This is a genomic window from Sphingobium chlorophenolicum (assembly GCF_000722875.1).
GTDB classification, from domain to species: Bacteria; Pseudomonadota; Alphaproteobacteria; order Sphingomonadales; family Sphingomonadaceae; genus Sphingobium; species Sphingobium chlorophenolicum.
The window spans coordinates 177,413-198,045 of sequence record NZ_JFHR01000002.1; the positions used below are offsets into that span (position 1 = coordinate 177,413).

14 protein-coding genes and 1 tRNA gene are annotated in these 20,633 nt (G+C 65.4%); 9 read left to right on the forward strand and 6 right to left on the reverse strand.

Annotated features, from left to right (window positions below):
• Nucleotides 1-26: 26 nt before the first annotated feature.
• Nucleotides 27-102, forward strand: a tRNA-Ala gene (locus BV95_RS02460).
• 52 nt (nucleotides 103-154) lie between these two features.
• On the opposite strand, the gene BV95_RS02465 is transcribed toward BV95_RS02460, so the two are convergent.
• The gene (locus BV95_RS02465; RefSeq protein ID WP_037446921.1) at nucleotides 155-625 is read right to left on the reverse strand and encodes an Lrp/AsnC family transcriptional regulator; all 471 of its coding nucleotides are present in this window, start codon (nucleotides 623-625) and stop codon (nucleotides 155-157) included.
• A gap of 119 nt (nucleotides 626-744) precedes the next feature.
• On the opposite strand from BV95_RS02465, the gene BV95_RS02470 reads away from it, so the two are divergent.
• Nucleotides 745-990, forward strand: a complete 246-nt coding sequence (locus BV95_RS02470) for a DUF6356 family protein (RefSeq protein WP_037446922.1) — start codon at nucleotides 745-747, stop codon at nucleotides 988-990.
• Between the two features lie 3 nt (nucleotides 991-993).
• Nucleotides 994-2,016 (forward strand): YeiH family protein, encoded by a 1,023-nt coding sequence (locus tag BV95_RS02475; protein ID WP_037446925.1) that lies wholly within the window; start codon nucleotides 994-996, stop codon nucleotides 2,014-2,016.
• 317 nt (nucleotides 2,017-2,333) lie between these two features.
• Here BV95_RS02475 and BV95_RS02480 read toward each other — a convergent pair whose 3' ends face one another.
• The 3 genes from BV95_RS02480 to BV95_RS02490 all read right to left on the reverse strand — a co-directional run bounded on the left by BV95_RS02480 (nucleotide 2,334) and on the right by BV95_RS02490 (nucleotide 5,760).
• Nucleotides 2,334-3,209, reverse strand: coding sequence for an OmpA family protein (locus tag BV95_RS02480; RefSeq protein ID WP_037447029.1), 876 nt, complete (start codon nucleotides 3,207-3,209; stop codon nucleotides 2,334-2,336).
• Nucleotides 3,210-3,502: 293 nt separating this feature from the next.
• Nucleotides 3,503-4,528 carry a LacI family DNA-binding transcriptional regulator gene (locus tag BV95_RS02485; protein ID WP_037446928.1) on the reverse strand — a complete coding sequence of 342 codons (1,026 nt, stop codon included), beginning with the start codon at nucleotides 4,526-4,528 and terminating at the stop codon, nucleotides 3,503-3,505.
• Nucleotides 4,525-5,760, reverse strand: coding sequence for an MFS transporter (locus BV95_RS02490; RefSeq protein WP_037446931.1), 1,236 nt, complete (start codon nucleotides 5,758-5,760; stop codon nucleotides 4,525-4,527). The genes BV95_RS02485 and BV95_RS02490 overlap by 4 nt, the downstream gene beginning before the upstream one ends.
• A gap of 160 nt (nucleotides 5,761-5,920) precedes the next feature.
• Between BV95_RS02490 and BV95_RS02495 the strand changes: the two genes are divergently transcribed.
• The 4 genes from BV95_RS02495 to BV95_RS02510 all read left to right on the forward strand — a co-directional run bounded on the left by BV95_RS02495 (nucleotide 5,921) and on the right by BV95_RS02510 (nucleotide 14,055).
• Nucleotides 5,921-8,371: a TonB-dependent receptor gene (locus BV95_RS02495; protein ID WP_037446934.1), complete on the forward strand. Its 2,451-nt coding sequence runs from the start codon at nucleotides 5,921-5,923 to the stop codon at nucleotides 8,369-8,371.
• A 115-nt stretch (nucleotides 8,372-8,486) separates the two neighbouring features.
• A complete protein-coding gene (locus BV95_RS02500; RefSeq protein WP_037446938.1) occupies nucleotides 8,487-10,745 on the forward strand; it encodes a beta-glucosidase family protein in 2,259 nt (752 codons plus the stop codon).
• Between the two features lie 23 nt (nucleotides 10,746-10,768).
• Nucleotides 10,769-13,234: a glycoside hydrolase family 3 protein gene (locus BV95_RS02505; RefSeq protein ID WP_037446941.1), complete on the forward strand. Its 2,466-nt coding sequence runs from the start codon at nucleotides 10,769-10,771 to the stop codon at nucleotides 13,232-13,234.
• Nucleotides 13,235-13,284: 50 nt separating this feature from the next.
• Nucleotides 13,285-14,055 carry an NUDIX hydrolase gene (locus BV95_RS02510; RefSeq protein WP_037447032.1) on the forward strand — a complete coding sequence of 257 codons (771 nt, stop codon included), beginning with the start codon at nucleotides 13,285-13,287 and terminating at the stop codon, nucleotides 14,053-14,055.
• A gap of 159 nt (nucleotides 14,056-14,214) precedes the next feature.
• Here the strand turns inward: BV95_RS02510 and yghU are convergent, their stop codons facing one another.
• Nucleotides 14,215-15,084, reverse strand: coding sequence for a glutathione-dependent disulfide-bond oxidoreductase (yghU, locus tag BV95_RS02515; protein ID WP_037446944.1), 870 nt, complete (start codon nucleotides 15,082-15,084; stop codon nucleotides 14,215-14,217).
• A 316-nt stretch (nucleotides 15,085-15,400) separates the two neighbouring features.
• On the opposite strand from yghU, the gene groES reads away from it, so the two are divergent.
• Together groES and groL are read left to right on the forward strand one after the other, a co-directional pair.
• Nucleotides 15,401-15,688 carry a co-chaperone GroES gene (groES, locus tag BV95_RS02520; protein ID WP_007688871.1) on the forward strand — a complete coding sequence of 96 codons (288 nt, stop codon included), beginning with the start codon at nucleotides 15,401-15,403 and terminating at the stop codon, nucleotides 15,686-15,688.
• A 99-nt stretch (nucleotides 15,689-15,787) separates the two neighbouring features.
• Nucleotides 15,788-17,434, forward strand: a complete 1,647-nt coding sequence (groL, locus tag BV95_RS02525; RefSeq protein ID WP_037446947.1) for a chaperonin GroEL — start codon at nucleotides 15,788-15,790, stop codon at nucleotides 17,432-17,434.
• Between the two features lie 475 nt (nucleotides 17,435-17,909).
• Here the strand turns inward: groL and BV95_RS02530 are convergent, their stop codons facing one another.
• Nucleotides 17,910-20,579 (reverse strand): hypothetical protein, encoded by a 2,670-nt coding sequence (locus tag BV95_RS02530; protein WP_037446950.1) that lies wholly within the window; start codon nucleotides 20,577-20,579, stop codon nucleotides 17,910-17,912.
• Between the last annotated feature and the right edge of the window lie 54 nt (nucleotides 20,580-20,633).

Sequence of the window (20,633 nt, forward strand, 5' to 3'; positions counted from 1 at the left end):
CTCGCTTATAGGCTGCCCACCTTCAAGGGGCCGTAGCTCAGCTGGGAGAGCGCGTCGTTCGCAATGACGAGGTCAGGGGTTCGATCCCCCTCGGCTCCACCATTTTCTTCCCATTGTTTTCACTGGATAAATTCCCCCGTGCGGGGAACGCCGCTCAATCGGCGAGCGGCAGCGCCGTCGTCGACTTGATCTCCTGCATGGCGAAGGAAGAGCTGACGTCGTGCAGCGGCGCGACATGGATCAGCTTGCGGTAGATGCGGTCATAATCCGCGATGTCGCGCGCGACGATCTTCAGCAGATAGTCGATCTCGCCGCTCATGCGATAAAATTCGACCACCTCCGGTATGCGGGCAATACCCTCGGCAAAGGCCTGAAGCCACTCGTCCGTGTGCTGCGCCGTCCGCACCGCCACCATCACCGTCACGTCCAGCCCCAGCTTCTCCCGGTTCAGGATGGTCACCCGCCGTTCGATCAGCCCCTCGCGCTCATAGCGCTTGATTCGCTTCCAGCACGGCGTCTGCGACAAACCCACGCGCTCGGCGATTTCGGAAATTGGAGTGGTGGCATCCTGCTGAAGAATCGCCAAAATCCGCCGGTCTACTGGATCGAGGGAAATGTTCTCCAAATTCGGCTCCTATATAGATTGAAATGCTCCATTAGCGGAAAATGAGAGATAATATAAGAACCAATTTCCCTGCATAACCGCCTATTTGTCGGCCCAAGGCTCCGCATAGGGAAATCAGCATGTTCAAACGCATATTCCTAGATCATCCGCATCAGGTCGGCGAAACCTATTTTGAACATCTGCGCGCCGCGGGCAGCTTCGGCACCGACATGGTGGTGGCCGGGGTCGCCTGCCTCGTCCATGCGATCCTGCCGAACCTGTTCACCAAAACGGGCAGCGACGCGGTTGCCCGCCTGCATGACCGCATGGTCGTGAACCGCCGGTCGAAGGTGGAAGGCGAAGCGGCGAAGGCGGCGAGGCCGTAGGCCATGGCGAACATATTGGCGGCGGATCTCTATTGCGACATACCCGCCGACACGCGCCATCGCTGGCGGGAATATGTTCCCGGCCTGACGGTCGTGCTGCTCGGCACGCTGGCCGCAGGCTTCCTGTCGGATCATTATGGCGCGCCGCTGACGCTGATGGCCCTGCTGCTGGGGCTGGCGCTGAATTTTCTGTCGACCGACAAGCGGCTTCTGCCGGGGCTGGGATTCGCGTCGCGCACATTGTTGCGGTGGGGTATCGTGCTGCTCGGCATGCGGGTGACCGCCGCGCAGATCGCCGATCTGGGGCCGGTCGCCCTGCTTTGCGTGATCGCCATCGTGGCGCTGACCATCGGGTCTGGCGTGCTGGCCGCGCGCTGGCTTAAGCTCGGCACGAATTTCGGGCTGCTCGCGGGCGGATCGGTCGCGATTTGCGGGGCAAGCGCCGCCATGGCGCTCGCCACCACCCTGGGCTCGCGCCGGGTGAACGACGCCAATCTGTCGCTGGTGCTGGTCGGAATCTCGGCCATGAGCGCGACGGCGATGATGCTCTATCCGGTGGCCGCGCACATGCTCGGCCTGTCGGACATGCAGGCCGGTTTCCTGCTCGGCGCGTCCATCCATGACGTCGCCCAGGCGCTGGGCGCGGGCTATGCCTATTCGGTCGGCGCCGGACAGATCGCCGCCATCGTCAAGCTCAGCCGCGTTGCCTTGCTCGCGCCGATCCTGGCGATCATCACCCTCTTCCTGCGCGACGAAAGGCGGGAACGCATCGGCGTGCCATGGTTCGTGGTGGGCTTTTTCGGCCTGGCGGGCGTCAATTCGCTGGGCCTGATCCCGTCGGTGGCCGCCGGCTTGTCGACCCAGGCGGCCAGCGCCTTCCTCGCCGCGGCGGTCACCGCCACCGCCATCCGCTCGCCATTGGCCAGCCTGATGAAAACGGGGGCCAGGCCCATTCTGACCATATTGGCGGCCACCATCGTGGCCTTCCTATTGTCCCTGCTTGCGGCCTTGTTGGCGATCCGCTGATCTTCGCCGATATCGGGGTGGGCCGCTGGCCCACCCCTCAGACCGTGTGGACAATTCGAAATGTCGGAAAATGGCCAATAGCGGACATCAATTCCTCCCTACGCGCAGCGTGGGGAGGGGGACCGCCGCCGAAGGCGGTGGTGGAAGGGAAATACGCAGGTCGTGCCCCATTCCCCTCCACCAGCCTCCGGCCGGTCCCCCTCCCCATCTCCCGATGGGGAGGAATAGGATGGGTCCGTTTTGCACCCAAATCACTCAGCCCGGCGAGTCTGGAATCTGTCCACGTTGCCTGGGCTGAATGTCGAACAGCCTACGCCTTACAGGCCATCCAGCCCCTTGCTCACCAGGATGTTCACAGCAACCCGGCGGTTCTGCGCCTTGCCTTCCGCAGTATCGTTGCTCGCCAGCGGATCCGCTTCGGACATGCCGGTGGGCGTCAGCATGCGATAGGGCTTCCAGCCGCAGGCCTGCTGCAGATAATTGACGACCCGCCCGGCGCGCTTTTCGCTCAGCACCTGGTTGAAGTCTTCGTCGCCCGTGGAATCGGTATAGCCCACCACCAGCAGCAGCGCGTTGCTCATCCCCTCGGCCGTCGCGGCCGCCGCGCAAAGGTCGTTCTTCGCCTGCGCCGACAGCACCGCCTTGCCGGTGTCGAAATTCACGTTGGTCGTGCTTTTCACATTATACTGGTCGATCTCGCCCATGCGCCCGCGTAGCGCGGCGGTGGCGGCGGTCTGTTCCTCGAAGCCCTGGGCCGTGCCGTTGTGGATCATCGACGCGGTCTTCAGATCCTTGTTCTGCAAATTGATCTGGCTCGCCAGCAACCCGCCGCCGGTCTGCAATGTCTTCACCGTGACCGGCAGGCCGTTCAGCAGCGACGTCGCGGCCAGTTTGTTGCGGTTCAGGCCGAACAGGCCCTTGCTGGCGCTGATCTTGGTGGCGTCATCGATCTGGATGACGGATTTGCTGCCGTCGGCGGCCGTGACCTGCATCTTGTCGCCGCTGCGCGCTGAAATAATGCCCTTGATTTCCGGCCCCGCGACCTTCTCCGCAGGCAGATAGGCGGTCGCCGAAACGTCGGCGGACGGGGCCGCCGGGGCGTCCTGCGTCTGCGCGGAGAGGCTGCCCGACGCGGCGCCGGACAGCAGGGCGATCATCAAGAGATATTTGGGGCTTCTGGAAATGACGTTCATCATCACGCTACTCCTTGAAATGGACCAGTCGGGCCTGCTTTTGCCGCAGCTTTTCGTCCGACTGCCGTCCGCGTGATGGCGTGTTCAGCGGTCAGAACCCCTCCTATTCGTCTTCGTAAAAATGTCGGCATGACGCCACGGATGGCGCCATGGCTTCTGCCTGTTCAGATTAACCTTGCCCGCACATGAACGGGCGGTCCGCCCCGAAGCCGGTGCAGGCAATCGGAGTGCATCGTGCGACGAACGGAGGCTCAACCTGCGCAGTTGCTCAGTTTGCCCCGAACGACGGCGCCTCAAGCCGCAGGGCAGGGCCCGCTACTGTCCCGCACCACCAGCGCATGGGGCAGCATCAACGGGGCCTGCGAACCGGCGTCCTTCTTGCGGAAGGACGGATCGACCAATATGTCCACGGCGGCGGCCGCCATTTCCGCCTTGGGCTGGCGAATGGTCGTGATCTGCGGCCATGCGGCGCGGGAAGATGCCGCATCGTCGAATCCGGCGACGGACAATGCATCGGGCACCGCTATGCCCAGTTTCATCGCCGTGATCAGCACCCCCAGCGCCATATCGTCATTGCAGGCGAAGACGGCGCTTGGCCGGTCGGCGCGGTTCAGCAACGCCTCACCCAATTCCAGCCCCGACCGGAAACTGAAGTCGCCGCGCACAACGGCCCGCTCGTCCACCGCAATCCCCGCAGCCGCCATCGCCGCGCGAAATCCCTCTTCCCGCCGGGCCGACGCGCTGTGGCTGACCGGTCCCTGCACCAGCGCGATGTGGCGATGGCCGAGGCCAATCAGATGCTCGGTCATCTCCCGCGCCGCGCCCCGGTCGTCCATCCGCACCGCGCCCGACCCGCCCGGCTCGCCCGAAGGGGCGATCAGCACATGGGGCACGTCCGCCTCCCGGAACAGGTCGATCAATTCAGCGACATCGCAAATCGGCGGGGCGACGATGGCGCCGTCCAGCCTCAGGCTGGTGATGCTGTTGCGGACATGGTCCTTCCAGTCCGGTTGATGGAGGTCGACCGGTTCCACCACCAGATGATAGCTGCGCTCCCGGCAGCGCAGCAGCGCGCCATGCTGCACATCGGCGGCATAGCCCGACACGGGGTCGTCGATGAACAGCCCCAGCAGATAGGATCGCGAACTGGAAAGGCTGCGGGCAAAGGCGTTGGGCCGGTAATTGAGTTCGGCGACGACGCGCTGCACCGCCTCCCTTATTTCGGGACGGACATGGTCCTCGCCATTGATGACGCGGGAAACCGTCTTGGGGGAGACGCCTGCGCGGGCCGCGACATCCTTGATCGTGACGATGCTCATGAACGGCTCTCCAGCGGCTGCGCGCACAGGGCCGCGAACCGGCCAACAAGGGCATAGCAGGCGGCGGGCAGGACCAGCGCGGGCAGCAACGCCGTCGCATCCGCCAGCGCCCCCGTCAGTAGCGGCACGACCGCCCCTCCGACCACCGCCATGCACAGCCACATGGACGCGACCGGCGCTTCCCGTTCGTCTTCGGGCAGGGCGAGGGCGTAGATGGTGGGATACATGATGGCGTTGCACAGCCCCACCGCCAGCAGCGCGCAGGCGCCAGCCCCGCCCGGCAGAAATATCGCCGCGACCGTCAAAAGGCCCGCCCCCAAGGCAACCCCCATCAGCAGCCGAGCCTCCGCGACCCGCCGCATCGCCCACGCGCCCAGGAAACGCCCGACCATCGCGCCGCCCCAATAAAGGCTGACCAACTGCCCGGCCAGCACGGGCGCTGCCCCCAGCCGGTCCGGCCGCATCAGCACGGTGGGCAGCAGCGCGCCGATCGCCACCTCCGCCCCCACATAGACGAAGATCGCCGCCGTGCCCCAGCGCAGACGGCGGGACCGCATCACCCGGAACATCTGCCCGACCGCAACGAAGCGCCGCGACCCGCTCTCCTCCAGCAAGGCGCGGTTGCGGAAATAGGCGAAGGCCAGCAGCCCCGTGACCAGCGCCGTCGCCAGGAAGGGCAGGGCGGCATCTCCACGCCGCGCCTGCGGGTCCAACTCGCCCAGCAGCAGCGGAGCGCTCAGCAACGGGCCCGCCACGGTCCCCAGCGAATTGAAACCCTGAAGCAGCGTCAGCCGCCGCGCCGCGCCCCGCGACGGCCCGATCACCGCGACCACGGTGTTGGACGCGATCTGAAGGAAGGTCTGCCCCGCCGAAACCAGCAACAAAGCCCCCAGCACCATGGCGAAGGAAAGCGCCGCCTGCGCCAGCGTCAGCGCCAGGCATCCCGCCGTCATCACCGCCAACCCCGCGACGATGGCCCGCATATAACCGGCCCGCACGATGGCCCAGGTGATCGGCAGCGCGAAGATCATATAGCTGGAATGAAAGGCCATCTGCACCAGCAGCGCGCCCTTATAATCCAGATCCAGCATCAGCTTGAGCTGCGGCACCAGCAGGCTGACCGATGATGTCAGGAATCCGCCGATGAAAAACACGCCGACCGACAGCCGGAAAAGGCGGCTGGCGACCTGCTCATGATCGGAAAGGGGCGGGGATGACGTGATGGCCACCATGGAAAGAGGCTTTGGCTGAACCTTGGACAAGAGAGTGAAACCGGCAAAGCCCGTTCGGCGCAATATGGCAATATGTGACAACGATGTCAAAAATCCTGTTGACATCGTTGTCAGGCTTTGGTCAATACGCGTCCCACAGACCATCCGGTCCAGGGAGAAGATGATGAAAAGCATTGCGCTGGCCGCAGGCACCGCGCTTGCATCCGCAACCTTGTGGATGACCCCCGCTTTCGCGCAGGAAGCAGCCGCCCCCCAGGCGGCGGCCCAGCCCGATTATGGCAGCGATATCATCGTGACGGCCACCCGCCGCGAAACCACGCTGCAATCGACGCCGCTCGCTGTGTCCGCCTTCGGCCAGGCGCAGCTCGACCGGCAGCAGGTGAAGGACGTCACCGACCTTGCCCGATTCGTCCCCTCGCTCCAGTTCAACCAGCAGGGCGACCAGTCGGCGGTGCTGCTGACGCTGCGCGGCATCGGCAATGACAGCGCCTATACCGAAGTGGCCGACCCCGAAGTCGCCATCTATGTCGACGGCATCTATTCGCCCCGTTCGCAGGGCGCCTCCGTGCTGATGTACGACATGGAGCGCGTCGAAGTGCTGCGCGGCCCGCAGGGCACGCTGTTCGGCCGCAACGCGACCGTCGGCGCATTGAGCCTCATCTCCGCCAAACCCAAGCTCGGCCAGTTCGAAGGCAATGTGGAGGTCACCGCCGGCAATTACGACCGTCTGGGCGTGCGCGGCGCGATCAACATCCCCGTCACCGACACGCTGGCCTTCCGGGTCGCCTTCGTCACCGACCGGCATGACGGCTATGCCGATTTCCAGCCCGCGCCCGACGTCCCCGGCATCAACCGTTCGGCCTTCGTCACTACCGGCAAGAAATATTATGCCGCCGACCAGCAGTCGGGCCGCGTATCCATGCTCTGGCAGCCCAGCGAGCGCTTTAGCTGGAACCTGTCGGCGGAAGGCTTCCTCGACAATGGCGCGCCGGTCATCGGCCTGCTCCAGACGCCGCGCCCCGGCACGAAGCGCTGGTCGACGCTCAGCGACACCGCGCCCGACACGGACCGCTATTCGGTCGCCGTCCGCAGCACGATGAACTACGACGTCACCGACGGCATCCAATTGAGCTATATTGCGGGCTGGTCGCGGATCGGCGGCTCGACGCAGACCGACGCGGACGCGGGCGCGCTGCCGCCCACCGGTCAGGTCGACGCGGACGGCAACGACCTGCCGCTCGGCGCCTTCGGGGAAAACCGCACGCTCTCCTCCCGCTATGATTTCCAGAGCCATGAGCTTCAGTTGAAATCGACCGGCGAGCAGGCGGTCGACTGGATATTGGGCGCCTATTACAGCCATGAAAAGAACCGCATCCGCTTCGACATCGACCAGCGGAACGGTTATCGCGACGGCACTTTCAGTTGGGCGGGCAGCTTCATCCAGGCCAATCGCCAGATCGACAGCCGCGCCGTCTTCGGCCAGGCGGTCTGGCATGTGACGGATGCGCTGCGCGTGACCGGCGGCCTGCGCTACACTTCGGACAAGAAGGAGGATATTGGCGGCCGCAACGTGACCTTCTCCGGCTGCCCCGCGACCCTGCCCGCCGATGCGTGCCAGGGCGGCATCTTCGGCGCCTATCCCGGCGCGACGGCGGATGAACTGGTGGCGCTGCTCCCCGGCTTCTCCATCTCCAGCAACGACGTGAAGGGCAAGTGGGACAAGCTCACCTATCTCGCCCGCGTCGATGCCGACCTGGCGGAAGACGTGCTGGGCTATGCCAGCATCTCCACCGGCTTCAAGTCGGGCAATATCCAGGACAATGCCGGGCTGACCGATCCGGAAACGCTCACCAACTATGAAGTCGGCCTGAAGTCGCGCTTCCTCGACCGCCGCGTGACGCTGAACCTTGCCGCCTATTATAGCGACTTCAAGGGCTATCAGGTGAACCAGGCCGTCACCTTCCGCGACGATCAGGGCAATGTGGTGCGCAGCCAGATGATCACCCAGAATGCGAAGGGCGCGAAGGCCTATGGTCTGGAGGCCGAACTGATGGCGAACCTGACCGACAATGACCGGCTGCAATTCTCCGGCACGCTCCAGAAGACGAAGCTGGAGGAACTGGAGAGCGTCGACGGCCGCCTCTATGACGGGGGCAAGCTGTCCTCCATCGCCCAGCTCAAGGGCAATGAACTGGCGCATGCCCCGCGCTTCTCGGCCACGCTCAGCTATGAGCATGATTTCGAACTGGCGAGCGGCGCGAAGATCACCCCGCGCTTCACCACCCATTATGAGACGAAGAGCTGGCTCAGCTACTTCAACGGCGACGCCAACCCGTTCGTCAATCCCAACGATCCGGCCGACAATATGCCTGATCGCGGCACCAACGGCACCGATTGGGACCGGCAGAAGGCCTATTTCCGGTCGGACGCGTCGATCCGCTTCCTGTCGCCGGACCAGAAATATTCGGTCGAGGCCTTCGTCCAGAATATCGAAAACGGCCGCATCCGCACTGGAGCGGGAGCCTTCGGCGCGCCGCGCTACGACCCGGTGTTCCTCTCCAACCTCCAGCCCCCGCGCACCTGGGGCGTGCGGGCCCGCGCCAACTTCTAGGGGCAGGTTCCTGGTGACGACCGGCATGCCCCCCTGGCCGGATCGTCATCACGGGCGGCGGAAGGGCCGAATGGCCTTCCGCCGCCCCCATCTCCCCCTATCGAAGAGTATCCCGATGACGCGCAAGCTGCTGATCGCCTCCCTCCTGCTGGGCGTCGCGGGCATGGCCCATGCCCGGACGCCCCCGTCCACCGTCGCGGGCAGCAACCGCGCCTTGTCGGCGGAGGCGCGCGCGCAGGCGCTGGTCGCCGCCATGACGACGCAGGAAAAGCTGGCGATCATCCACGGCTATTTCCCGCCGCTGGCCAAGCCCGCCGAACCCATCGCCATGATCCCGTCGGCCGGTCACATCCCTGGCATCCCGCGTCTCGGCATCCCGACCCTGCGCGAAAGCGACGCCAGCCTGGGCGTCGCCAACCAGATCGAACAGCGCAAGGGCGACACGGCCACGGCTCTGCCCGCCAGCCTGGCCACCGCCGCCACCTTCAACCCCGCGCTTGCCTATGCGGGCGGCGCGATGATCGGGGCGGAGGCGCGGGCGAAGACATTCAACATCCTGCTCGCGGGCGGCGTCAACCTGACCCGCGACCCGTGGAACGGCCGCAATTTCGAATATCTGGGCGAAGACCCGCTGCTGGCCGGGGTGATGGCGGGCGAACATATTCGCGGCGTCCAGAGCAACCATATCGTCTCCACCATCAAGCATTTCGCGCTCAATTCGCAGGAAACCGGCCGCACCGTGCTGGACGCCCGCATCGGCAAGGCGGCGCTGCGCGAAAGCGACCTGCTGGCCTTCCAGATCGCGACGGAGATCGGCGATCCCGCCTCCGTCATGTGCGCCTATAACAAGGTGAATGGCGACTATGCCTGCGAAAATGACTGGCTGCTCAACAGCGTCCTGAAACAGGATTGGGGCTATAAGGGCTGGGTCATGTCCGACTGGGGCGCGGTCCATTCGACGGAGAAGGCGGCGCTGGGCGGGCTGGATCAGGAATCCGGGCAGGAACTGGACGACGCCATCCATTTCGGCCAGCCGTTCGAGGACGCCTATCGGGCTGGCCGCATCCCTGCGGCGCGGCTGGACGACATGGTGCGGCGCATCCTTTACGGCGTCATCGCCAGCGGCCTGATGGACGACCCCGTCCCGGAAAGCCCGCGCCAGATCGACTATGCCGCCCATGCCGACATCGCCCAGCGCGCTGCGGGAGAGGGCATCGTCCTGTTGAAGAATGAGGGCGACCTGCTGCCGCTCGCGAAAAGCGCGCGGCGGATCGTCCTGATCGGTGGCCATGCCGATGTTGGAGTGCTGTCGGGCGGCGGATCGTCACAGGTCCGCTCCGTCGGCGGGGCCCCGGTCGAAATTCCGCTGACGAAGGGCGCGGCGGCCTCCTTCGCCCGCATGACGTGGCACGCTTCCTCGCCGTTGAACGCGATCCGCGCCCTCGCCCCGCAGGCGGAGGTCAGCTATGTCGACGGCAGCGACCCACGGGCAGCGGCGGAGGCGGCGCGCCGCGCCGACCTCGCCATCGTCTTCGGCTGGCAATGGCAGACCGAGGCGCAAGACCCCGAAAATATGCGCCTGCCCGACAATCAGGACGCGCTGATCGACGCGGTCGCCACGGCCAACCGCAAGACCATCGTCGTGCTGGAAACGGGCGGCCCGGTGGAGATGCCCTGGATCGCAAAGGTTCCGGCGCTGGTGCAGGCCTGGTATCCCGGCCAGCGCGGCGGCGAAGCCATCGCGAATATCCTTTTCGGTGATGTGGCGCCTTCGGGTCGCTTGCCCATCACCTTTCCGGTGCGGGCCGATCAGGCGCCGCGCCCGGAACCGGCGGGCCTGGCCGAACTGCACGCGGCTGAGGCCCGCCGGGATGCCGGGGACAAGACCAATTACGGCATGACCGGCGGTGTCGCGCCCTTCGCGGTCGACTATCCGGAGGGCGCGGAGGTCGGCTATCGCTGGTATGCGATGAAGGGGGTGAAGCCGCTTTTCCCCTTCGGCCATGGCCTGACCTATACCCGCTTCACCTACGCCAATCTGACGGTGCAGGACGGCGCGGCCCTGACCGTCAGCTTCGACGTCACCAATGCGGGCAGCCGCGCGGGCGCCGACGTGCCGCAACTCTATGTGCAGGCGCGGGGCAGCGCGGGTATCGCCGCCTGGCGGCTTGCGGGCTTCGACAAGCTCAGCCTGTCCCCCGGCGAAACCCGCCGCGTCACCATGACCGTCGACCCGCGCCTGATCGCCCGGTTCGAGGAAGGGAAGGGCTGGCGGCTCGACAGCGGCGACTATGCGCTGGCGGTCGGCCATCATGCAGGCGACGCAACGCTCAAGGGCGTGGCGAAACTGGATGCCCTCAGCCTGAAACCATAATAGAGACTATGTTAGGAGACGCCATGACCATCGGCCTTTCGCCCGTTTCCCTGACCGCGCTGACGCTCCTGCTCGCCACTGCCGCAACCGCGCAGCAACCCGCCGCCTCGGTCGCCCATCCCGAACTCTGGCCGAAGGTCGCCGCCCAGCCCAAACGCGACCCCGCCGTCGAAAAGCGCGTCGAAGCGCTGCTGAAAAGCATGTCGGTGGAGGATAAGGTCGGCCAGATCATCCAGGTCGACATCGGCTCCATCACCCCCGCCGACGTGCGCACTTACAAGATCGGCTCGGTCCTGAACGGCGGCAATAGCGGCCCCTATGGCGATGAATATGCCTCCCCCGCCAAATGGCTCCAACTGGCCGACGAATATTATGACGCCTCCATGGCGCGCACCGGCAAAGGCCCGAAAATCCCGATCATCTGGGGCACGGACTCCGTTCACGGCAACAACAATATCGTCGGCGCCACGCTCTTCCCCCACAATATCGGTCTGGGCGCGGCCCGCGATCCCGCGCTGATCCGCGAAATCGGCCGCATCACCGCGCTGGAGACGGCGGCGGCTGGCCTCGACTGGACCTTCGCCCCGACGCTGGCCGTGGTGCAGGACGACCGCTGGGGCCGCACCTATGAAAGCTACGGGGAAGAGCCGCAGATCGCCGCCGACTATGCGGGCGCCATGATAGAGGGCGTGCAGGGCAGGGTCGGCACGAAGGACTTCCTCGCCCCCGACCATCTCATCGCCACCACCAAGCATTTCCTGGGCGACGGCGGCACCGGCGGCCGCGACCAGGGGGACACGAAAGTGCCCGAAGAGGTGCTGCGCGACGTCCATCTGGGCGGCTACCCCGCCGCGATCGAGGCGGGCACCCAGTCGGTCATGGCCAGCTTCTCAAGCTGGAACGGCGAAAAGATGAGCGGCAACCAATCGCTGCTGACCGGCGTGCTGAAGGACCGCATGGGCTTCGACGGCTTCGTCGTCGGCGACTGGAACAGCCATGGCCAGGTGCAGGGCTGCTCCAACGAGGATTGCCCGCAGGCGATCAACGCCGGGCTGGACATGTTCATGTATTCCGGCTCCGGCTGGAAGCAGCTTTACGACAATACGCTGCGCGAAGCGAAGGACGGCACCATCCCGGCGGCGCGGCTGGACGACGCCGTGCGGCGCATCCTGCGCGTCAAGGTCCGCGCCGGAACCTTCGACCGCGGCCGCCCCTCCACCCGTGCCTTTGCGGGCCGGTTCGACGCCATCGGCTCCGCCGACCACCGCGCCGTCGCCCGCCGCGCCGCGCGCGAATCGCTGGTGCTGCTCAAAAATGAGGGCGTCCTGCCGCTCAAGGCCAATGCCAACATCCTCGTCGCGGGGGAGGCCGCCGACAGCATCAGCCAGCAGGCGGGCGGCTGGTCGATCACCTGGCAGGGGATCGACGTGCCCAATTCCGCCTTCCCCAACGCCCAGTCGATCTGGAAGGGGATAGAGGAGGCGGTGAAGGCGGGCGGCGGCACGGCGCGCTACGCCCCCGACGGCCGCTTCACGCAAAGGCCCGACGCCGCCATCCTCGTCTTCGGCGAAAAACCCTATGCCGAATTCAAGGGCGACGTGCCCAATCTGGAATATAGCCCCGGCGACAAGCAGGATCTGGAGATTCTGCGCCGCTTCAAGGCGGCGGGCGTGCCGGTCGTCGCGGTGTTCCTGTCGGGCCGCCCGCTCTGGGTGAATGCGGAACTCAACGCCTCCGACGCCTTCGTCGCGGCCTTCCTGCCCGGCAGCGAGGGCGGCGGCGTGGCCGACCTGCTGTTCGCCGGTCCCGACGGTAAGCCGCGCCACGATTTCCGGGGCAAGCTCAGCTTCTCCTGGCCCAAACGCCCCGACCAATATGTGCTGAACCGCCGCGACGCGGGCTATGACCCGCTCTTCCCCTTCGGCTACGGCCTCAGCTACGCCCAGCCCGGCAAGGTCGGCAAACTGGACGAAAGCCGCCCGGCGGGCATGGCGGCGGCCACCCCCGGCACCTTCTACGGACGCGGCCAGACGCCGCCGGGCTGGTCCATAGAGGCGGAGGGCGTCACCCAGAGCGGCGTCGACCGCCGCGCGCAGGAGGACAGCCGCCGCTTCGTCTGGAGGGGGGCAGGGCAGGTCGCCTTCACCGCCCCCCGCGCCATCGACCTCTCCCGCGAGAGCAACGGCGAAATCAGCCTGGTCGTCGAATATAAGGCGGAATCCAAGCCGGCGGGCAAGCTGACCGCTGGCCTGCAAAGCGGCGGCAAAACCGTCGAACTGCCGATAGGAAACAGCATTTCCTCCGCCAGGGCAGGGGAGTGGACCCGGCTCGCCATCCCGCTGCAATGTTTCGCCAAGCGCGGCGCGGACATGCAGGCCGTCACCGCGCCGCTGGTGCTGCGATCCACCGGCGCGGCCGACATCAGCATCTCCGACGTGAAGCTGGACTATGTCAGCATGCCGATGGACGCGTGCGGCGACACGCCCTGATCGGCGGAAGGGACTTTACCGCTGGCGACCGCAAAGCCTATTGCGGTTCCATGACAGAACAAGTTCCAGAGAGCCGCGCCGCCGCCACAGCGGTGATCCTGCGCAATCGCCCCGGCGCGGCCCCGGAAATATTGATGATGGAACGGGCGTCCAGCATGGCCTTCGCGGCGGGCGCGCTGGTCTTTCCGGGCGGCGCCGTGGATGCGGGCGATCATGCCTTGGCGGAAAGGATCGCGGGCGGCCTGCCGCTGGACGAAGCGGCGGCCCGCATCGCCGCGATCCGCGAGACGCTGGAGGAAAGCGGCCTCGCCATCGGCTTCACCCGCCCGCCGGAACCGGACCGGATCGCGACGATGCGACGGGCGCTGATCGAAGGCGCGGCTCTTGGCGATATATTGAACGCCCATGGACTGGAAGTCGCGCTGGACGCGCTGCTGCCCTTCGCCCGCTGGCACCCCGCCCGGCTGGAGCGGGTGCGGCGCGTGTTCGACACCCGCTTCTACCTCGTCCAGGCGCCAGAAGGGCAGGCGGCGAGTGTCGATGAAACCGAAAATGTCCAGCTTTTCTGGAGCGCCGCGGCCGAAACCCTGGCCCGCTGCGACCGTGGGGAAGGGCAGATCATCTTCCCGACGCGGCGCAATCTGGAACGGCTGGCCCAATTTACCAGCTTCGACGACCTCGCGGCCCACGCCCTGTCCATCCCGGTCGAAAAGGTAACGCCCTGGCAGGAGGAGAGAGATGGCGAAACGCATCTCTGCATTCCCACCCATCTCGGTTACCCTATCACATCCGAATCCCTGCAAACCGCCCGCCGCACCTGAAATCGCCACCGACCGTCGGCGTGGTCGGCGAACCTATCCAAGTCCTCCCCATCGCAAGATGGGGAGGGGGACCAGCCGCAGGCTGGTGGAGGGGAATTTACGCAGGTCGTGCCCCTTTCCCATCCCATGCCACGCAAGGAGATTTAACGCACCAACACCCTATCCCGCGCCTTGCAGCTTGTCCTGCGTCCGCGTCGCGAAATCGCCCGCGTCATGGCGTTCGCGCAACTGCTCCTCCAGCGGACCCATCGCCTTGTTGACCATCCGCCCCCGCTTCACTGCGGGCCGCGCATCGATCTGCTTCGCCCAGCGCTGCACATTGCTGTAGCTGCCGACGTCCAGAAACTCCGCCGCATCATAGGCGCGGCCCAGCGCGACCCCGCCATACCAGGGCCAGATCGCCATGTCCGCGATCGTATATTCGTCGCCCGCAATATATTCATGCTCGGCCAGTTGCCGGTCCAGCACGTCCAACTGCCGCTTCGCCTCCATCGCATAGCGGTTGATCGCATATTCGAACTTCTCCGGCGCATAGGCGTAGAAATGGCCGAAGCCCCCGCCCAGCAACGGCGCGCTGCCCATCTGCCAGAACAGCCAGTTCAGCGTCTCCGTCCGCCTGGCCGGGTCGGTCGGCAGGAAAGCGCCGAACTTCTCCGCCAGATAGACCAGGATCGACCCGGATTCGAACAGCCGCTGCGGCGGCGATGCGCCATGATCCATCAGCGCCGGAATCTTGCTGTTCGGATTGATCGAAACGAAACCGCTGCCGAACTGGTCGCCTTCATTGATGCGGATCAGCCAGGCGTCATATTCCGCATCCTTGCCCGCCTCCAGCAACTCCTCCAGCATGATCGTCACCTTCTGCCCATTGGGCGTGGCGAGCGAATAAAGTTGCAGCGGATGCTTGCCGACCGGCAGCACCTTATCATGGGTCGGCCCCGCGACCGGCCGGTTGATATTGGCGAAGGCGCCCCCGCTTTCCTTGTCCCAGGTCCAGACGCGCGGCGGAATATAGCTTTTCTCGGTCATGCAGGCGTTTCCTTCGAAGCCGTGAATGGGAATGGGGGATATTGCGGCCTAGGTAAGGATGGTCGCCGTCTGGCGCAAACCCGGCGATCAAAAAAGACGGTGGGACGACTGGGCCGTTTCCACCGGTGCGGGGTGGAAAAAATTTCCGCACCGCTCTTGATCGCCCATTTTCCCCGTCCATATGAAACGGCGCTGGCACTCCCCGAAAGGGAGTGCTAACAGGCACGGGTTCATCGGGAGAAGGAGCCGGAGTCGCCCTCCATGGGCGGTTCCACCTTATCCTATTTAACGTCGTAAAGAGGGAAAGGCACTCAACATGGCATTTCGTCCGTTGCATGACCGCGTTCTCGTCCGCCGCGTGGAAGCGGAAGAGAAGACTGCCGGCGGCATCATCATCCCCGACACCGCCAAGGAAAAGCCGCAGGAAGGCGAAATCGTCTCCGTCGGCACCGGCTCCAAGGCCGAAGACGGCAAGGTGACGCCGCTGGACGTGAAGGCGGGTGACCGCATCCTGTTCGGCAAATGGTCGGGCACCGAGGTCAAGGTCGACGGTGAAGACCTGCTGATCATGAAGGAAAGCGACATTCTGGGCGTCATCGCGTAACTGCGAACCCGATCGTCATTTCCTATTTTGGCGGATTTTCGTGCCCGTAACGGTGTGAACTTCGCAAGATTTGCAATTCTCAAAGAGAGGTAAAAGATCATGGCAGCGAAGGACGTAAAGTTTTCGCGTGACGCTCGTGAGCGCATCCTGCGCGGCGTCGACATCCTGGCCGACGCGGTCAAGGTGACCCTGGGCCCGAAGGGCCGCAACGTCGTCATCGACAAGAGCTTCGGCGCCCCCCGCATCACCAAGGACGGCGTCAGCGTCGCCAAGGAAATCGAACTGAAGGACAAGTTCGAGAATATGGGCGCGCAGATGGTCCGCGAAGTCGCTTCGAAGACCAACGACATCGCCGGTGACGGCACCACCACCGCGACCGTCCTGGCCCAGGCCATCGTCCGCGAAGGCATGAAGTCGGTCGCCGCCGGCATGAACCCGATGGACCTGAAGCGCGGCATCGACCTCGCCGTCGCAAAGGTTGTCGAGGACATCAAGGGCCGTTCCAAGCCGGTCGCCGGTTCGAACGAAGTCGCCCAGGTCGGCATCATCTCGGCCAACGGCGACGTCGAAGTCGGCCAGAAGATCGCCGAAGCGATGGAAAAGGTCGGCAAGGAAGGCGTGATCACCGTGGAAGAGGCCAAGGGTCTCGACTTCGAACTGGACGTCGTGGAAGGCATGCAGTTCGACCGCGGCTACCTGTCGCCCTACTTCATCACCAACCCGGAAAAGATGGCTGTCGAGCTGGCTGATCCGTACATCCTGATCCACGAAAAGAAGCTGTCGAACCTGCAGTCGATCCTGCCGATCCTCGAAGCTGTGGTTCAGTCGGGCCGTCCGCTCCTCATCATCGCTGAGGATATCGAAGGCGAAGCGCTGGCGACCCTGGTCGTCAACAAGCTGCGCGGTGGCCTGAAGGTCGCTGCGGTCAAGGCTCCGGGCTTCGGTGACCGCCGCAAGGCCATGCTGGAAGACATCGCCGTCCTGACCAAGGGCGAAGTCATCTCCGAAGACCTCGGCATCAAGCTTGAGAATGTCACGCTCGGCATGCTCGGCACCGCCAAGCGCGTCACCATCGACAAGGACAACACCACCATCGTCGATGGCGCTGGCGACGGCGAAGCGATCAAGGGCCGCACCGAGCAGATCCGCGCTCAGATCGAGACCACCACGTCCGATTATGACCGCGAAAAGCTGCAGGAGCGTCTGGCGAAGCTGGCTGGCGGCGTTGCCGTCATCAAGGTCGGCGGCGCGACCGAAGTGGAAGTCAAGGAGCGCAAGGACCGCGTCGACGACGCGCTGCACGCCACCCGCGCAGCCGTTGAAGAAGGCATCGTCCCCGGTGGCGGCACGGCTCTGCTGTACGCGACCAAGGCTCTGGAAGGGCTGAAGGGCGCCAACGACGACCAGACCCGCGGTATCGACATCATCCGCAAGGCCATCGAAGCGCCGCTGCGCCAGATCGCCCAGAATGCGGGCGTCGACGGCGCCGTCGTCGCCGGCAACCTGCTGCGCGAGAATGACGAGACCAAGGGCTTCAACGCCGCGACCGACACCTATGAAAACCTCGTCGCCGCTGGCGTGATCGACCCGACCAAGGTCGTCCGCGCCGCGCTGCAGGACGCCGCTTCGGTGGCCGGCCTGCTGATCACGACCGAGGCGACCATCGCCGAACTGCCCGCCGACGACAAGGCGCCGATGGGCATGCCCGGCGGCGGCATGGGCGGCATGGGCGGCATGGACTTCTAAAAACCGACAGCCACGGGCGGGCGCCTGCCCGCCCGTAGTGCGGAAAGTCCTACGCGATATGCAATGAAAAAACCGGCGGAGCGATCCGCCGGTTTTTGTCTCTTCTGGGTGGAAAGCGGCCATTCCTTTTACCCCTCTCCCTTGAGGGAGAGGGCTGCGCAGACTTGGCAGCTTGCTGCCTAGTCGTAGCTGGGTGAGGGGGATGCGGTCCAAGGGACCGCGCGGGCCGCAGGCCCGCACCCCCTCATCCAACTGCGCCTAGCTTCGCTCCGCTCAGCAAGGCTCCGTATCCTTCTCCCTCAAGGGAGAAGGAATGTCTTGGATTGGCCAAAACACTCCACAAACATCCTGCAATCGAAGCTGCCCAGCCTCAGCTGAAAATCCTGTCCTACACATCCATGCCTGGATTAAGCAGGGAATGGCTCTTCGACATGCTGGAAAATCGCGAAGCGATTCCGGCCCCATACCACCCGATTTACTGCCGCAGCCTCTCGATTGCCTGGGCGAGCGCGACATAAAGCTTGCCCATGTCCGACGAAAGGATCGCGACACCCAACGCATTGCCGTCGCGGGCCGACAATATGATCCGCAACATCGATTCGAAATCATGGATATATCGGTTCACATGCTCCTGAAATTCAGGGTCATTGTCATAATGGATCGCGATCTCTCGCGACTCGCCCGCATCCAGCAGCTTCACCGCGCGCCGCGTGAATACGCCGCGATCACCCTTCAGATAGGCTGACCAGGCCGAATCCGTGACGTCGTTGGACAATATCTTGGAAACGTCGATGGCCGTGCTGTTCAGCGATTCGATGATCAGCGCGGAGCGGCGCGCGAAATGGTCGCGGTCGCGGTCCTCGGCGGCGCGCTCGGCCTCCTCGATCCGCGCTTCGACGCTGGCGCTGGTGTCCGCGATGGTCAGAAGCTGGCGGGTCAGCCGGTCGGATGCCTGGTGAGCCGCCTTCACCGCTTCCTCGGCTACGTTGGCGATCGCTTCGATCTGCGCGGCGACCTTTTCGCCGATGACGCGCTGCATCGCTTCTTCGCTGGCGTCGGCGAGCGATTGCGCCGCTTCGGGAATGGCCCGGCTCAGCGCCTGACGAGCGCGTTCGGCGGCCTGATCGGCGGTGTCCTTGACCCGCAGCAGGGCGGTGACGAGCAGCGGCCCCGCCCCCTCGGTAATGCGAGTCGCGTCCTGATGCGCATTGTCGAGCGCCGTGCGCAGCTTTTCCACCAACTGGCGATTGGCGTCGACGCCGCTCTGCGTGCTTTTCAGCCACTCGGTCAGGCGGCGGCCCTGGCCGCGCAGCAGTTCCTCCGCCTCCTGGGTGCGGCCGAGCAGCGCTTCGGAGATCGCCTCCAGCCGCTCCATTTCCGGCGCGGCGCTGTCCAGCAGCGTGCGGCTGGTCTCGATCCGCCCGTTGAACCGCTGGAGCGCGGCCGGGAAGGTCTCGTCCAGTTCCCGCACACTGGAATCGAGCGCCATCATCAACGTCTCCGCGCTGCCGATCAGCCTTTCGGCCGTCAGCCCGCCAGCCGCCAGCGCCGAATCGATGCGCTGCGTTTCCGTCGTCAGCCGGGAAAGGGCGTCGGTAAGCCGCTCATTGCGGGTCAGCGCGGACTGCTCCATCGCCGCGAAGCGCGACTGGGCGGCCTCGATCGCCTCGTCCAGATTGCCTTGCAGGCCGGAAACAAGCGCCCGCTGTCCTTCGACCAGATCGTTGATCTGGTGCAGGCGGCTTTCGATTTCGCCCACATGATCCGCAAGGTTGGTGACGGTTTCATCGCCGATGGCGTCGATGCTGCCGCGCGAACGGGCGATCAGCGCCTCCAGCGTCTCTGTCTGGCGGGCGACGCCTTCGTCCGTCAGCCTGATGCCTTCACGCATTTGCGCAATGGCCGTCTCGACCCGATCATGCAGTTCGGCCTCGATAGCTTCGGCATCGCGGGACAGGATGGAAAGCGCGGACTGGCTGGTCGCCGCGATCCCGGCCTGCGCGCCTTCGATCAGCGATTTGAGCGACAGGGCCTGGGCGGTCAGGTTCGCGTCGACCGCCGCCATGGTTTCCTGCGCCCGGCCATGGGTGGTTTCCAGCCGATGCAGCACGTCGATCTCGACGCGGTTCAATTCCTGCGTCAGCAGGGCGATGACGGATTGGGTCGTCTCCGCAATGTCCGCCTTCGTGCGGTCGGTCAGGTCGCTCAGCGCGACGGATTTCTCCTCAATGTCAAGCCGGCTCTCCTCCATCGCCTTGCGCGCGCTCTGCGCGGTCGCCTCGATCCGGCCCGCCGCCACGTCCGCCATGCCCGTCACTTCCTGCGTCGCGGAACGGGCGGCCTCCTGAATCTCGGTAAGCTGGCCCGACAGGCTCTTGGTCGCTGAAAGCGTGCGGGTGCGGGCATCGTCCGACAGCTCGCCCAGCGTTTGCAGCCGCGCCTCCAGCGTATCGATGCGTTCGGCCAGCGCATGGCCGTTGTCGACGATCTGCGCCGACATGCGGGTGGCGCGATCCTCCAGTTCCGGGATCGATGCGACCAGCGCCTCCATCCGCTGGACCAGCGCAAGCCCGGCGCGCTCGGCGGCCTCGGCGTGCTCCGCGGTGCTGTGGGCGCGGCTCGCGATCAGTTCCGCCGACGCTTCCATATTGCTGCTGGCGGCGGCGCCATAGCTGTCGAGCAGTTCGGCCTGATCCTGCATGGTCTGACGCGCCGTCTCCAACTGGCCGGCGATTCGGCCCAGCCGCAGTTCCAGCAGTTCCGCCTCCGTCCGCAAGGCCCGCGCCGTGTCCAGATAACGGCGCGCCTCGCCACGGCTGTTCCGCACCAACAGCAGATAGCAGACGCCCAGCAGGATCAGGGGAACCAGGATGGTCGCGACCAGGCCCGGCCAGGCCGCGGGACCGGCGCGCCACTGCCCGGACGACAGCGTGGCCCACCCGGCAAAGCCGATCCAGGCGAGACCGGCGGCGATCAGCGCCCATTGCGCGCCGCGCATGCCATGGCCATGCTCCGCAAGGACGCCTTCCTCTTCCAGATCCAGGACGGCCTGCTTCAACAGCAAGCTGTCGTCCGCCTGAGAGGCGTCCCCGGCCGTTGCCTCGGCGTTGCGCCAGAATTCGACGATTGTGCTGCCCCCGTTCATGGCGCCTATCCTAGCAGCTTTTACGCGCACGAAAATGCCCTGTTACCAAAACTT